The following is a 13,631-nucleotide window of genomic DNA, read 5'->3' on the forward strand; positions in this document are numbered from 1 at the left end:
TTCGTCGAAACGGTATTTGCTCAAACAGCTTCCGGGCGTCGCCCGGGCGCCCCGCCCCCCTTCGATCAACTCGCAGCCAAGGCGCGAGGCCGCGGAGCTGCGCCCAAAAATCCTCCCCCTCCGGGGGAGGTGGCCGCGAAGCGGACGGAGGGGGGCCGTTCTCAGCTTCCGCTAAGCCGGAAACTCATCACCAACTCCCCCACCGATCGCTGACGCGATCGCCTCCCCCACAGGGAGGAGGTTCCCCGCCATCACCCAGCGATCACCCCCAGGTTCACGCTCACCGCCTTGGTCTTCAGGTACGAGTCGATCCCTTCGCGCCCGAACTCGCGCCCCCAGCCCGACTGGCGGTTGCCGCCGAACGGGGTCTCGGGGCTCAGGGCGGCGTGGATGTTGACGCCCACCTGGCCGCTGTCGATGGCCCGGGCCATGCGGTGGGCCCGCGACAGGTCCTTGGTCCAGACCGAGCCCGACAGGCCGTAGGTCGTGGCGTTGATCGCCGACAGCAGCGCCTCGTCGTCGTCGCCGAAGCTCTGCACGCCCAGCACCGGCCCGAACACCTCCTCGCGCGCCAGGCGCATGTCGGGGGTGACGTCGGCATAGATGGTCGGCGCCACATAGTGCCCCGGACCGGCCGGAACGCCGCCGGCATAGGCCAGGCGCGCGCCCTCGGCGGCGGCGGCCTCCACATGCTCCAGCACCCTGCCCTTCTGCCGGGCCGAAACCAGCGGGCCGATCATCGTCGTGGGATCAAGGCCCGGCCCGACCTTCAGGTAAGCGGCCGTCTGGGCCAGGCCCTCCAGCACCGGCTCCAGCACCTTCTCGTGCACGAACAGGCGCGTGCCGGCCATGCAGTTCTGGCCCGACAGGAAGAAGCAGGCCATGGCCGCCGACGGGATGGCGTCGGCCAGGTCCGCGTCGGGGAAGATCACGAAGGGCGACTTGCCGCCCAGTTCCAGGGTCACGCGCTTGAGGTCATGGCTGACGGCGCGGACGATCTCCTTGCCCACGGCGGTCGAGCCGGTGAAGGTGATCTTGTCGACGCCCGGATGGGAAACCAGCGCCGCGCCGATCTCGTGGCCCAGGCCGTGGATCAGGTTGAACACGCCGGGCGGGCCGCCGGCTTCCAGCCACAGCCGCGCCACCAGGATCGAGGTCAGCGGGGTCACCTCGGCGCTCTTCAGCACCAGGGTGCAGCCCGACGCCAGGGCCGGCGCCAGCTTCAGGATGATCATCGACACCGGCACGTTCCACGGCACGATCGCCCCGACCACGCCCACCGGCTCGCGCACCGTATAGACCAAGAGGTCCAGCGCCTCGCGGCCGTTGGCCCGGGCCGGGATGGTCGAGCCCTCCAGCTTGGTGGCCAGGCCCGCGTAATAGCGCACGTAGTCGGCGCAGAAGCCCTTGATGGTCGCGCCCGACAGCGCGATCGGCATGCCGTTCTCCAGCGTCTCGATCTCGGCCAGCTTGTCGGCGTCGCGTTCCAGGAGGTCGGCGAAGCGCAGCATGATCCGCGCCCGGTCGGCGCCGGATGTGCGGCTCCAGCCCTTGAACGCTTTGCGCGCGGCCGCCACGGCCAGGTCGAGATCCTCGGCCGAACTGGCCCGCACCGTGGCGATCACCTGCTCGGTGGCAGGGTCCTTGACCTCGATCAGGGTCTGCCCGCGCCCCTCGACGAAGGCCTCGCCGATCAACTGGCCATGGGTTTGCGCCAGAAAGGCCAGGGCCGCCTTCGAGGGGCCGAAGATCGCTGCGTCGCTGGCGTCCGCCATGGGAAACTCCGTCGGAAGAAACTGGGATCTGTTGTGAAGCGGGGGCGGCCCGGCCGCCGCCTTGCCGCGCGCCCTCCCCGCCTGTCGATCAGCCCGCGCGAAACGATGGCGCGCCGCGCGCGCGCCGTCGGATGCTCGACTGGGGACATTTGGGCCGGCTGGCGCGGGGGACGTGACGCGTGAGCGAGGTTCGGGACGAATTCCGCAGGGGCTGGCGCGTGGTGCTGGCGGCGGGCGTTGGGGTCGGCTGCGGCATCAGCCTGCAGCAGTATGTCGGCTCGCTGTTCGTGAAGGCCCTGCAGGCCGATCTCGGCTGGACCCGCGGCCAGATCGCCCAGGCCCAAGGCGCGGCCCTGGCGGCCCTGTTCGTCGCCCCGGTGCTGGGCTGGCTGATCGACAAGGTCGGCGTGCGGCCGGTGGCGATGGTCTCCATCGGCCTCTTGGCGGCGGTCTATGCGATGCTGGCGGCCATGCCGCCGTCGCTGGGCGCCTTCTACGGTCTCTTCGCGCTGCTGGTGATCCTGGGCAGCGGCACCGGACCGATCGGCTACACCCGGGCGGTCAACACCTGGTTCGAGAAGGGACGCGGCCTGTCGCTGGGCCTGACGCTGACCGGCGTGTCGCTGGTCGCGGCGCTCAGCGCCCCGCTGCTGAACTTCGTCATCACCCATCACGGCTGGCGCGGCGGCTACGCGACGTTGGCGGCGCTGTCGCTTTTCGTCGCCCTGCCCACCGTGTTCGCGGCGCTGTGGGAGCGTCCCCGCTGGCTGGCCAAGCAAGGCGCGGCCGAGGGCGAGATCGCCGCCGCCCGGCAGGTGTCGCAGGTCGGCCTGACCGCCGGCCAGGCGCTGAAGACCGGCCGCTTCTGGATCCTGGCCCTGGCCATCCTGCTGGCCACCGCCGGCCTGACCGGCGTCATCAGCCAGTTGCAGCCGATCCTCACCGACCAGGGCCTGGACGCCCAGGCCGCTGGCTGGCTGGTGGCCCTGCTGGCCGTCTCGGTCGCCCTGGGCCGGATCGTCGTCGGCTGGGCGGTCGACCGCTTCTGGGCCCCGATCCCGGCCGCCATCGCGCTGGTGCTGCCGGCGCTGGGCGTGGGCCTGCTGGCGATCGGACACGGCCAGTGGCCGCTCGCCGTGCTGGCGGTGCTGCTGATCGGCGCGGCGCAGGGCGGCGAGGTCGACGTCGCCGCCTTCTTCGTCGCCCGCTACTTCGGCATGCGCTCCTACGGCGCCGTCTATGCCCTGATAGGCGTGGCGATCTCCCTGGGCGTGCCGATCGGCGCGATCGGCATCGGCGCCCTCTACGACCACGACGGCGGCTACTGCCGCGCCCTGGCGATCGCGGCCGCCGGCTTTGTGGCCAGCGGCGCGCTGATCCTCCTGATGGGACGCTATCCGCAATGGGAAACGCCCAGACAAACGGCCTGAGACGCCATCCCGCGCCGCTAGGCGGCGCGAGACAGGGGCTCGGACAGGTCGCGGCTGATGGCCGCCGCGGCGATCTTCAGCTTGTCGCCATACTGCTTGACGGCGTCGGGCATCTTCATCGACGACGAGAAGAACACCAGCACCAGCGCCCCGCAGACGCCCTCGCTGTTGAAGATCGGCGCGCCGATCGACGAGGTCTTGCCGGGGGTGGCGGTGTAGGGGTTGCGGCCCTTGGTGGCCACGCCCGCCTCGATGATGTCGGAGAACATGCCGCCGGACTCCGCGTACTGCAAAGTCAGCGGATCGACCTGGCCCTCGCCGCTGCGATAGGCCTCCAGGACCGCCGCCTGCTCCTCCGGCGACGCGAAGGCGAGGTAAGCCTTGCCCGCGGCGCTCTCCAGGATCGGCAGGGTGTAGCCCGGATAGTAATTGTTCAGCGTCAGCGACGTCATCGTGTGCGTCGAGTCGCGGATCATCATCTGCTGGCCGACCCGGGTGGCGATCGACACCGGCCAGGTCACCTTGGCCGTCAGGTCGACGATGTGCGGGCGGGCGCAGGCCACCAGGCGATCGCTCTCCTGGAACCCGTGCGACAGCGACTGCACCAGCATGGTCGGCCGATAGCGCTTCCGCGCCGGCTCCCGCTCGATCAGCTTCTCGTGCAGCAGCGTCTGCACGATGCGGCAGGCCGTCGGATAGGGAACGCCCGAGGTCTGGGCGATCTCCATCATCGACAGCGAACCACGCCGGTTGATCGCCTGCAGCACCGAGATGCAGCGGCTGATGGCCCTGATCGGCACACCTTTTTCCATCGAAACGCCTCCTCCAGATTCACGCGAACTCCAGACCGCGGCGGCGGGGGTCTGGCGGAAACCACGTCCCGACTATCCGTTCGCCGGATAGCGCAACGAAGCCCCGCAGCAGTCGGAGTCGTCTTTTGTGCGTCGCCTGCTCTTTCGCAGGGCGGATATTTGACCACGCGGTCAACGAAGTGGCAATTCGTGGATTTACGGTCAGGCTCACATAACGTCGGAGCCCGAAATGAGCGCTGAAACTTCCGTAACGTCAGCCGACGAGTCCTTGTATCTTCAGCGCTTTCAGGCCGCCGCCAATGCGCCGCAGGAGACTTACGACACGCTCGAGCCCGTGCCTGGCGCGGCCGGGCGCACGCTGATTCCCGCCGCTGCGCCGAGCACGATCGACGCCGCCGCCCTCGATGCGGCCGAGGCTTACGCCCAGCAAAGCAACGCCAAGGCCTTCATGGTCTGGCGCGACGGCGTGCTGGAACGCGAGACCTACTTCGCCGGCGCCGCCCGTCCGTCCCTGCTGGCGTCGAAGTCGCTGGCCAAGCCGCTGACGGCCGTCGCCATCGGCCGCGCCCTGGACCTGGGCGTCATCAAGTCGCTCGACCAGTCGCTGGCCGACTTCATCACCGAGTGGAAGGGCACGCCCAAGGCCGACATTCTCGTGCGCCACACGCTGGACATGCGCACCGGCTTCCTGCCGCAGGGCTTCAGCACCGATCCGGCCAACGTGCTGAACCGGGCCTATCTGCACCCGCGCCACGACGACATCCTGATCAACGACTACCCGCTCGTGAACCCGCCGGGCAGCCGGTACGACTACGCCAACGCCACCTCCGAGCTGGTGGCCCTGGTCATCGAGCGCGCCACCGGCCGCCGCTACGCCGAGTTCATCTCCGAAGAGGTGCTAAGGCCCATCGACGCGCCCGGGGGGCAGATCTGGGTCGACCGCCCGGGCGGCCTGGCGCACTCGGGCTGCTGCATCCTGCTGCCGGCCGAAAGCTGGCTGCGTCTGGCCATCCTGCTGATCGACGACGGCGTCCATGCCGGAAAGCGCCTGCTGCCCGAGGGCTATGTCGGAGAGATGCGCACCCCGACCGAGCAGAACCCGCACTACGGCCTGGGCGTCTATATCGGCGCCCCCTATGCGGAGCGCCGCGGCTGGGCCGCGCCCGACACGCCCTGGCCCAAGATCCTGCACAGCGAGCCCTACGCCGCTGACGACCTCTATCTCTTCTGCGGAAACTCCAACCAGGTGGTCTACATCGTGCCGTCCAAGCGGCTGATCGTCCTGCGGGTCGGCGACAATCCGCCCAAGTCGCCCGAGTGGGACAACAGCATCCTGCCCAACCTGATCCTGAAAGGGCTCTAGGACCGACGGCTGGAGGCGACCCGGGCGATCAGCTTGCGCACCTCGCCCTCCTCCACGCCGTCGCGACGCATCAGCAGGCGGACGATGGGCTCGGAGAGCAGTTCGTCGAGCGTGGGCGGCGGGTCGTCCAGACCCCGGTCGTCGCGCATGGGGCGCTCCCTCTGCGGGCGGGGCGTCCCAGTCGCATTGTTGAGAGTGAATCGCAACTACTATTCTGGAGCGACGCGCGCGACATGGCCGGTCCGCGCGTCGCCTGCTATCAGCCTCTCACCCCCATCGAGAGGCCGCCATGACCGATTTCCCCGTCACCATCTTCCACAATCCCAAGTGCGGCACCTCGCGCAACACCCTGGCCATCATCGAAGCCGCCGGCTACGCGCCGACCGTGGTCGAGTACCTGAAGGCCGGCTGGACGCTCGAGCAGTTGAAAGACCTGGCCGCCCGCACCGGCCTCGGCGCCCGCGGCCTGCTGCGCGTCAAGGGCACGCCGGCCGAAGAACTGGGCCTGACCGATCCGGCCGCCGCCGACGACGCGATCCTGGCGGCCATGGTCGAGCACCCGATCCTGGTCGAGCGCCCCATCGTGGTCACGCCCAAGGGTGCGGTGCTGGCGCGCCCCAAGGAAAAGGTGCTGGAGATCCTCGACCGCCAGCCTCCGGTGGACGCATCCTGATCCGTGGTCGGACGTTTACCTGCCGCCTGTCGCAAATCTGTCGCCGAACTGTGACAAATAGCCGGCCTCGCCACCGCTAATCTGCGGTGACGAGGTCGGAGACCGTTCCCCCGAAGGGTCCGCCCGACACGTCCAAGATTCCAATGGCCCCAAGCCGACCATCAGGATGTCGTCCATGAAAGCCTTCCTCGGAGCCGCCGCCGCGCTCGGCCTGCTGGCCCTGGCTCCCAGCGCCCACGCCGCCCGCGACTACGTCTGGGCCGCCGGCTCGTCGACCGTCTTCCCGTTCAGCACCCGCGTCGCCGAGAACTTCGCCAAGAAGACCGGCAAGAAGTCGCCCAAGGTCGAGAGCCTCGGCACCGGCGGCGGCATCAAGATGTTCTGCGGCGGCATGGGCGAAGGCTTCCCCGACATCGCCAACGCCTCGCGTCCGATGAAGAAGTCCGAGTACGAGGCCTGCAAGGCCAAGGGCGTCAAGGACATCGTCGAGATCAAGATCGGCTTCGACGGCATCGTCATCGCGATGGACAAGAAGTCGCCCGACTACAACTTCAAGCTCGAACACCTGTACCTGGGCCTGGCCCAGAACGCCCTGCGCGGCGGCCAGTTCGTGAACAACCCCTACAAGACCTGGAAGGACGTCGGCGCCGGCCTGCCGGCCAACCGCATCCTCGTCTACGGCCCGCCGCCCACCTCGGGCACCCGCGACGCCTGGGTCGAGCTGGCCATCGAAGGCGGCGCCAAGAAGTTCCCGACCGCCAAGGCGCTGCACGACAGCGACGAGAAGGGCTTCAAGGCCAAGGTCGACCCGATGCGCAAGGACGGCGCCTGGATCGACGCCGGCGAGAACGACAACGCCATCGTCGGCACCCTGACCAAGACCCCTGGCGCGCTGGGCGTGTTCGGCTTCTCGTTCCTCGAAGAGAACGCCAACGTCATCAAGGGCGCCAGCGTCAACGGCGTGAAGCCCACGCCGCAGACCATCGCCAACGGCAGCTATCCCGTGTCGCGCTCGCTCTTCATCTACGTGAAGAAGGGCCAGGTCGGCGTGACGCCGGGCCTGAAGGAGTTCCTGAGCGAATTCGTCTCCGACGCCGCGACCGGTCGCGGCGGCTACCTGCAGGGCCGCGGCCTGATCCCGCTGCCGCCGGCGCAGCACGAAGCCGCCAAGGGCGCAGCCAGCAAGCTGACCCTGATGGCTCCGCCGAAGGCCTGATCGGCTCGATCAAGACCTTGAAAGACGCCCCGTCCGGACCTCCGGGCGGGGCGTTTTCCTTTGACAACCCCTGCGGCCAAAGCGCCGCAGTCGGCGCTAATCGTCGGCCGCCCCTTGCCTTTTTCGGCGGTTTGGCGTCTTAACGCGCCCTTGCAGATTTCCTCGCTGGCTCAAACGCCTCGTTTTGGCGGCTGGAGAGGTTTATTTTCATGACAAGTGACCAATCAGACGGGTCCGGGACAACGGGGTCGTAATTTGGTCGTGGCGCAGGCCGCGGGCGTTTTTGTGTGCGCGCCGCCTGCAGGAACGAACTGGACCAAGATGCCCTTCCCCGCCTCCCACCCCGCTCTCGAGCGGGCCCTCGCCGCTCAGGGTTACGCCGAGCCCACCCCCGTCCAAGCCGCCGTGCTGGAAGCCGACGCCGAAGGCCGCGACCTGCTGGTCAGCGCCCAGACCGGCTCGGGCAAGACCGTGGCCTTCGGCCTGGCCGCCGCCCCGACCCTTCTGGGCGACGCCGAGCGCCTGCCCAAGGCCGGCCTGCCGATGGCCCTGGTCATCGCCCCGACCCGCGAACTGGCCATGCAGGTCAATCGCGAACTGGAGTGGCTCTACGCCCAGGCCGGCGCCACGGTCGTCAACTGCGTCGGCGGCATGGACGCCCGTCGTGAACAGCGCGCCCTGAACTTCGGCGCCCACATCGTCGTCGGCACCCCGGGCCGTCTGCGCGACCACATCGAGCGCGGTCACCTGGACCTGTCGGAGTTGAAGGTCGCCGTCCTCGACGAGGCCGACGAGATGCTCGACATGGGCTTCCGCGAAGACCTCGAGTTCATTCTCGACGCCGCTCCGCCCGAGCGCCGCACCCTGCTGTTCTCGGCCACCCTGGCGCGCGACATCATCGCCCTGGCCAAGAACTACCAGAACGACGCCCTGCGCATCGACACCATCGACCGCAACGAGCCGCACCGCGACATCGAGTACCGCGCCGTGCGCGTGGCGCCGAACGAGACCGAACACGCGGTCGTCAACCTGCTGCGCTACTTCGAAAGCCCCGGCGCCCTGGTGTTCGCCAACACCCGCGAAAGCGTCCGCTCGCTGCACAGCAAGCTGCGCGAGCGCGGCTTCGCCGTCGTCGGCCTCTCCGGCGAACTGAGCCAGCGTGAACGCGCCGACGCCCTGCAGGCTCTGCGCGACGGCCATGCCCGCGTCTGCGTCGCCACCGACGTCGCCGCCCGCGGCCTCGACCTGCCGGACCTCGGCCTCGTCATCCACGCCGAACTGCCGGTCAACAAGGCCACCCTGCTGCACCGTTCGGGCCGCACGGGCCGCGCCGGCAAGAAGGGCGTCTCGGCGCTCGTCGTGCCCTATACCCGCCGCCGCAAGGCCGAACAGCTGCTGTTCGCCGCCGGCGTCGAAGGCGTCTGGGGCGGCGCCCCGAGCGCCGACGAGATCCGCGCCAAGGACACCGAGCGCCTGCTCGACGATCCGATCTTCCTGGAAGCCACCAACGAGGAAGACCTGGCCCTGGCTGAAGCCATGCTGGCCAAGCGCACCCCGACCGAGATCGCCGCGGCCCTGATCCGCACCCGCCGCGCCAAGCTGCCGGCGCCGGAAGAAATCTACGACGATCCGCGCCACGGCGCCGATCCGGGCCCGCGCTCGCGCGAGCCGCGAGAGCCCCGCGACTTCGGCGACCGCCCGGAACGCGAACCGCGCGTCAGCATGGACGGCTCGGAGTGGTTCCGCATCAGCGTCGGCCGCCGGGGCAACGCCGATCCGAAGTGGCTGATCCCGCTGATCTGCCGCCAGGGCCACATCACCAAGAAGGACATCGGCTCGATCCGGATCTTCGACTACGACACCAAGTTCGAGATCTCGGCCGAGGCGGCGGTGAAGTTCGGCGCGGCGGTGCAGACCACCGTGCGCGAGGACGTCCAGATCACTCCGACCACGGCTCCGGCTCCGCGCGGCGATGGTCCGCGCGCACCGCGCCCGCCGCGTGACTTCGACGGCGACTCGCCGCGTCCGCCGCGCGGCCCGCGCAACTATGACGACGCGCCCCGCGGGCCCCGCGCCCCGCGTCAGGGCGGCTACGACCGCGATGGCGTGAGCGGCGCCAAGCCGTACGGCCGTGGCGACGAGCCGAAGGGCGACTACAAGCCGCGCCCGCCGCGCGACTTCAAGCCGCGCGATCGCGACGAGGCCCCGCGCCCCTACTCGCCGATCGAGAACGACGGCGCTCCGAAGCGGGCCTACAAGCCGCGCGCCGAAGGCCGCGACAACGCCGACGGTCCGCGCGAATACAAGCCGCGCGCGCCCAAGGCGTTCGGCGACGCCCCGGCCAAGCCCTACAAGGCCAAGCCCGCCTTTGGCGACAAGCCGGCGTTCAAGGGTCCCAAGCCCTTCAAGGCCAAGGGCGAATTCGGCGGCAAGCCGAAGCCGTTCAAGAAGAAGTAATGGCATGGGCCGCCTCTCCTTCGAGAGGCGGCCCATCGTTTATCGGGAGTGATCGCACTCCACCCGCGCCCAGACGGAGAGCCTGGCGCACTGCCCTCTCCGTCCGCTTCGCGGACACTTCTCCCAGAGGGAGAGGATCCTATACGGCCTGCCCCGCGCACCAGCCCGAGGCCCAGGCCCACTGGAAATTGTAGCCGCCGAGCCAGCCGGTGACGTCGACCACCTCGCCGATGAAATAGAGGCCAGGCACGGCCTTGGTCTCCATCGAGCGTGAATCCAGGCCGTCGGTGTCGATCCCGCCGAGCGTGACCTCGGCCGTGCGATAGCCTTCCGAGCCGACAGGCTTGAAGGTCCAGGCGTTGACGACGCTGGCCACACGAGCCAGCACCTTGTCCGAACAGTCGGCGATGTTGCCGGTGATCGCCTCGTCCTCGACGATCTTCTGCGCCAGGCGCTTGGGCACGATCTCGCCCAGCACCGTGTGCAGCGCGCGGCGGCCGTTGGCCGAGCGCTCGGCCTTCAGGGTGGCGAACACGTCGACGCCAGGGGCCATGTCGACCGTGATCTCGCCGCCCTCGCGCCAGTAGGACGAGATCTGCAGGATCGACGGGCCCGACAGGCCTCGATGGGTGAACAGCATGCCCTCGCGGAACTTGGTCTTGCCGCTGGCGACCACGGCGTCGACCGACACGCCCGACAGCGGCGAAAGCCGCTCGAGCGTCCGGGCCTCGAAGGTCAGCGGCACAAGGGCCGGACGCGGCTCGATGATGGCCAGGCCGAACTCGCGGGCGATGTCGTAGCCGACGCCGGTCGCACCCATCTTCGGGATCGACTTGCCGCCGGTGGCCACCACCAGCGAGGTGCAGGCGACCGGGCCGCTCGACAGCTCGACGACGAAACCCTCGCCCTGCTTGTCGACGCCCTGGATCGTGGTCTCCAGGCGCAGGATCACGCCAGCTTGGTCCATTTGATCCAGCAGCATGGCGATGATGTCCTTTGCCGAACTGTCGCAGAACAGTTGGCCGAGGGTCTTTTCGTGGAAATCGATGCCGTACTTGCGCACGAGATTGATGAAGTCCGCTGGCCGGTAGCGGCGCAGGGCCGAGACGCAGAACTTCGGGTTGGCCGACAGAAAGTTGGCCGGCGTCGTGCCGACGTTGGTGAAGTTGCAGCGGCCGCCGCCGCTGATGCGGATCTTCTCGCCGGCCGCCTTGGCGTGGTCGACGATCAGCACCGTGCGTCCGCGCTTGCCGGCCTCGATGGCGCACATCATGCCGGCCGCACCGGCCCCCAGCACCACGACGTCGAACTGTTCCAAGACCCGGCCCTTTCGATTGAGCGCGCCAAGGACGGGTGCGCGGGCCAAATGTCAATGCGAACCGCACGTTGACGCCCTGTCGCGGCGGAGCGATCCTCAAGCCATGGCCGACGGCGCTGACATCCACCTCGATCCCGAACGCGCCGAGCGCCTACGCGCAGCCGCCGAAGCAGCCGGCGTGACGCCGGAAGCTTTCGCCATCAACGCCATCGACCAGGCGATCGACGATGATTGGGCCGAGGACATCGCGGCACTTCAGGAATTTGACCGCACCGGGGTGTCTTACTCCGTCGAGGAGGTCATGGCCGAACTGCGCACGAACGTCGAAGCCAAGCAAGCCCAGCGGAAATGAAGCGCACCGTACGGCTGACCGGGTTGGCCCGCCGTGACCTGTTGAGGCTCGAGGATTTTCTGGCGCAGAAGAGCCCCGACGCCGCCAGCCGCGCCATGGACGCCCTAAAGAGCGCACTCCTTTCTCTTGGTGAGCATGCCGAACGGGGGCGCCCGGCGGAGAACCCCGATCTTCGTCAAATCAACGTGCGCTTCGGCGACTCCGGATACGTCATCCGATATCGCATCCGAGCGCTCGACGTCACCGTGACCCGCATCAAGCACGCCCGCGAGCGCTGATCCCTACCCCGCCATCCGGTAGCTCCGCGCCTCCCTCGTGGCCGACACCCGGAACCGCCCAGTCATCTCGACCAGACCGACGATCTCGCTCTTGAGGGCGTGGGCGACGGCGTTGGCTTCCTCGACCATGGCGGCGTTCTGCTGCACGCCTTGGTCCATCTGGTTCACCGCCGAATTGACCTCGTTGAGGCTCGTGGCCTGCTCGCTGGCCGAGGCGGCCAGTTCGCGCACCAGGGCGTCGATCTCGCCGACCTTGAAGACGATGCCTTCCAGCGCCTCGCCGGTCTGGCCGACCAGCTTGACGCCCTCGTCGACCTGGCGGGCCGAGGTCGAGATCAGGGTCTTGATCTCCTTGGCCGCGTCAGCGCTGCGCTGGGCCAGTGCGCGCACTTCCTGGGCGACGACGGCGAAGCCGCGTCCCGCCTCTCCGGCCCGGGCGGCTTCCACCCCCGCATTGAGTGCCAGGAGGTTGGTCTGGAAGGCGATTTCGTCGATGACGCCAATGATCTGGCCGATCTGGCGGGAAGAGCTTTCGATTCCGGTCATGGCCTCGACGGCGCCGCGCACCACCTGTCCCGACCGCTCGGCGTCGCCACGGGCCGACCCAACGACTTTCGCGGCCTCGCCCGCGCCATGAGAGGCGCGGCGAACGGTGGCGGTGATCTCGTCGAGGGCCGCGGCGGTCTCTTCCAGGCCAGCGGCCTGCTGCTCGCTGCGGCGAGCGGTCTGGTCGGCGGCGGCGGCGATCTCGTCCGAGCCCCGGCCGATGCCGTCGACGGCGGCCAGGATCTGGCCCATGGCCTCGTCCAGGTGACCCATGGCGACGTTGAAGTCGTCGCGCAGTTGGCGATAGCCGTCGGGGAAGGCCTCGGTGACCCGCACCGTCAGGTCGCCGCGCGACAGGCGCGACAGGCCCTGCGCGATGGCCTCCATGACGAAGGCCTGCTCGCGGGCGGCGGCCTCGCGGGCCTGTTCGTTGCGGCCCCGCTCCTCGTCGCCGGCGGCGCGCGAGCGGGCCTGCTCGGCCTGGGCGCTCTTGAGGGCAAGAGCGTTGTCCTTGAAGACCTGCACGGCCTTGGCCATCAGCCCGACTTCGTCGCGGCGGCCAGCGCCCGCCACGGCGGTTTCCAGGCGCCCTTCGGCCAGGTCGTTCATGGCGCGAGAAAGCCCGGCCACCGGCCGCGAAATCTTCACCGCCCCGATCCACAAGGCAAAGGCCACGCCGCCCAGGGCGGCGGCCACGCCGAACAGCAGCGTCAGCAGCACGCCGCGCTCGGCCTCGGCCCGCGCGGCCGTGACCATGGCGTCGGTTTCCTCGTGATAGCCGTCGCCCCAGGCCTTTACGTCCTTGGCGAGGCTGTCGATTGCCGGATCCATGACGGCCAGATGCGCCATGGCACCGGTGTCATCGCTGGCCAAGCCTTTGTCGGCCGCGCCCCGCGCCTCGGCGTACAGGGCGTCGATGCGGGCGCGGAAGCCCTCGGCCTTCTCGGTGATCGCCGGGTCAAAGCCGGTCATCTTGTCGAGGCTGTCCTTGCCCTCGGCATAGACCTTGTCGAGCTCCTTGGAGGCGGCCTGGGCTTCCGGCGAGGCGGCGTCGTAGGTGACCGTGCGGTGAGCGGCGTGACCCATCATGGCCAGGCGCCGGCTGAAGCGGGCCGACTGCACCTCGGCGGGGGCGCGGTGCTCGACGAGACGGCTGGTGGCGGCGTCCAGGCTCTTCTGCTGCCAGACGCCCAGGCCCGTGCAGCCAAGCACGGCCGCGCCCAGCACCACGGCCGGCAGGGCGACCTTCGACGCGATCTTGAGATCGTCGAGCTTCATGTTCGTTTCCCCCCGGATGTTTGTCTGGTCCGCGCCGGATTCGCGGTAGTCGAACGCAGTTTTTCGGCTGCGACGTAAAAACCCCGTTAAGTCGCTTGACCCCTGCGCTCACGGCTGTAGGACGCACGACCCC

General features: G+C 69.1%; 12 protein-coding genes. 7 read left to right on the top strand and 5 right to left on the bottom strand.

What is annotated here, in order from left to right:
• Positions 1-251: 251 nt before the first annotated feature.
• On the bottom strand, positions 252-1,775 hold the full coding sequence (locus ACODR1_RS23235; RefSeq protein WP_488882554.1) for an aldehyde dehydrogenase family protein: 1,524 nt from the start codon (positions 1,773-1,775) through the stop codon (positions 252-254).
• 179 nt (positions 1,776-1,954) lie between these two features.
• On the opposite strand from ACODR1_RS23235, the gene ACODR1_RS23240 reads away from it, so the two are divergent.
• On the top strand, positions 1,955-3,205 hold the full coding sequence (locus ACODR1_RS23240) for an MFS transporter (RefSeq protein WP_488882555.1): 1,251 nt from the start codon (positions 1,955-1,957) through the stop codon (positions 3,203-3,205).
• Between the two features lie 17 nt (positions 3,206-3,222).
• Here the strand turns inward: ACODR1_RS23240 and ACODR1_RS23245 are convergent, their stop codons facing one another.
• A complete protein-coding gene (locus ACODR1_RS23245) occupies positions 3,223-4,017 on the bottom strand; it encodes an IclR family transcriptional regulator domain-containing protein (protein ID WP_488882556.1) in 795 nt (264 codons plus the stop codon).
• Positions 4,018-4,285: 268 nt separating this feature from the next.
• On the opposite strand from ACODR1_RS23245, the gene ACODR1_RS23250 reads away from it, so the two are divergent.
• Positions 4,286-5,380 (top strand): serine hydrolase domain-containing protein, encoded by a 1,095-nt coding sequence (locus ACODR1_RS23250; protein ID WP_488882557.1) that lies wholly within the window; start codon positions 4,286-4,288, stop codon positions 5,378-5,380.
• On the opposite strand, the gene ACODR1_RS23255 is transcribed toward ACODR1_RS23250, so the two are convergent.
• Positions 5,377-5,529 (bottom strand): hypothetical protein, encoded by a 153-nt coding sequence (locus ACODR1_RS23255; RefSeq protein WP_154112613.1) that lies wholly within the window; start codon positions 5,527-5,529, stop codon positions 5,377-5,379. The genes ACODR1_RS23250 and ACODR1_RS23255 overlap by 4 nt on opposite strands.
• Positions 5,530-5,669: 140 nt before the next feature.
• Here ACODR1_RS23255 and arsC point away from each other — a divergent pair, with 140 nt between their 5' ends.
• From arsC to ACODR1_RS23270, 3 genes are all read left to right on the top strand, one after another.
• Positions 5,670-6,053, top strand: coding sequence for an arsenate reductase (glutaredoxin) (gene arsC / locus ACODR1_RS23260; RefSeq protein WP_488882558.1), 384 nt, complete (start codon positions 5,670-5,672; stop codon positions 6,051-6,053).
• A gap of 175 nt (positions 6,054-6,228) precedes the next feature.
• On the top strand, positions 6,229-7,269 hold the full coding sequence (locus tag ACODR1_RS23265; protein WP_488882559.1) for a substrate-binding domain-containing protein: 1,041 nt from the start codon (positions 6,229-6,231) through the stop codon (positions 7,267-7,269).
• Between the two features lie 321 nt (positions 7,270-7,590).
• Entirely contained in the window at positions 7,591-9,726 is a 2,136-nt protein-coding gene (locus ACODR1_RS23270; protein ID WP_488882560.1) for a DEAD/DEAH box helicase, read from the top strand.
• Positions 9,727-9,865: 139 nt separating this feature from the next.
• On the opposite strand, the gene ACODR1_RS23275 is transcribed toward ACODR1_RS23270, so the two are convergent.
• A complete protein-coding gene (locus tag ACODR1_RS23275) occupies positions 9,866-11,044 on the bottom strand; it encodes a BaiN/RdsA family NAD(P)/FAD-dependent oxidoreductase (RefSeq protein WP_488882561.1) in 1,179 nt (392 codons plus the stop codon).
• A 103-nt stretch (positions 11,045-11,147) separates the two neighbouring features.
• On the opposite strand from ACODR1_RS23275, the gene ACODR1_RS23280 reads away from it, so the two are divergent.
• Together ACODR1_RS23280 and ACODR1_RS23285 are read left to right on the top strand one after the other, a co-directional pair.
• Positions 11,148-11,396 carry a hypothetical protein gene (locus tag ACODR1_RS23280; protein WP_488882562.1) on the top strand — a complete coding sequence of 83 codons (249 nt, stop codon included), beginning with the start codon at positions 11,148-11,150 and terminating at the stop codon, positions 11,394-11,396.
• A complete protein-coding gene (locus ACODR1_RS23285) occupies positions 11,393-11,674 on the top strand; it encodes a type II toxin-antitoxin system RelE/ParE family toxin (protein ID WP_488882563.1) in 282 nt (93 codons plus the stop codon). The genes ACODR1_RS23280 and ACODR1_RS23285 overlap by 4 nt, the downstream gene beginning before the upstream one ends.
• A 3-nt stretch (positions 11,675-11,677) precedes the next feature.
• On the opposite strand, the gene ACODR1_RS23290 is transcribed toward ACODR1_RS23285, so the two are convergent.
• Positions 11,678-13,498, bottom strand: coding sequence for a methyl-accepting chemotaxis protein (locus tag ACODR1_RS23290; RefSeq protein WP_488882564.1), 1,821 nt, complete (start codon positions 13,496-13,498; stop codon positions 11,678-11,680).
• Positions 13,499-13,631 lie beyond the last annotated feature (133 nt).

It is taken from the genome of Caulobacter sp. FG7, assembly GCF_057808875.1.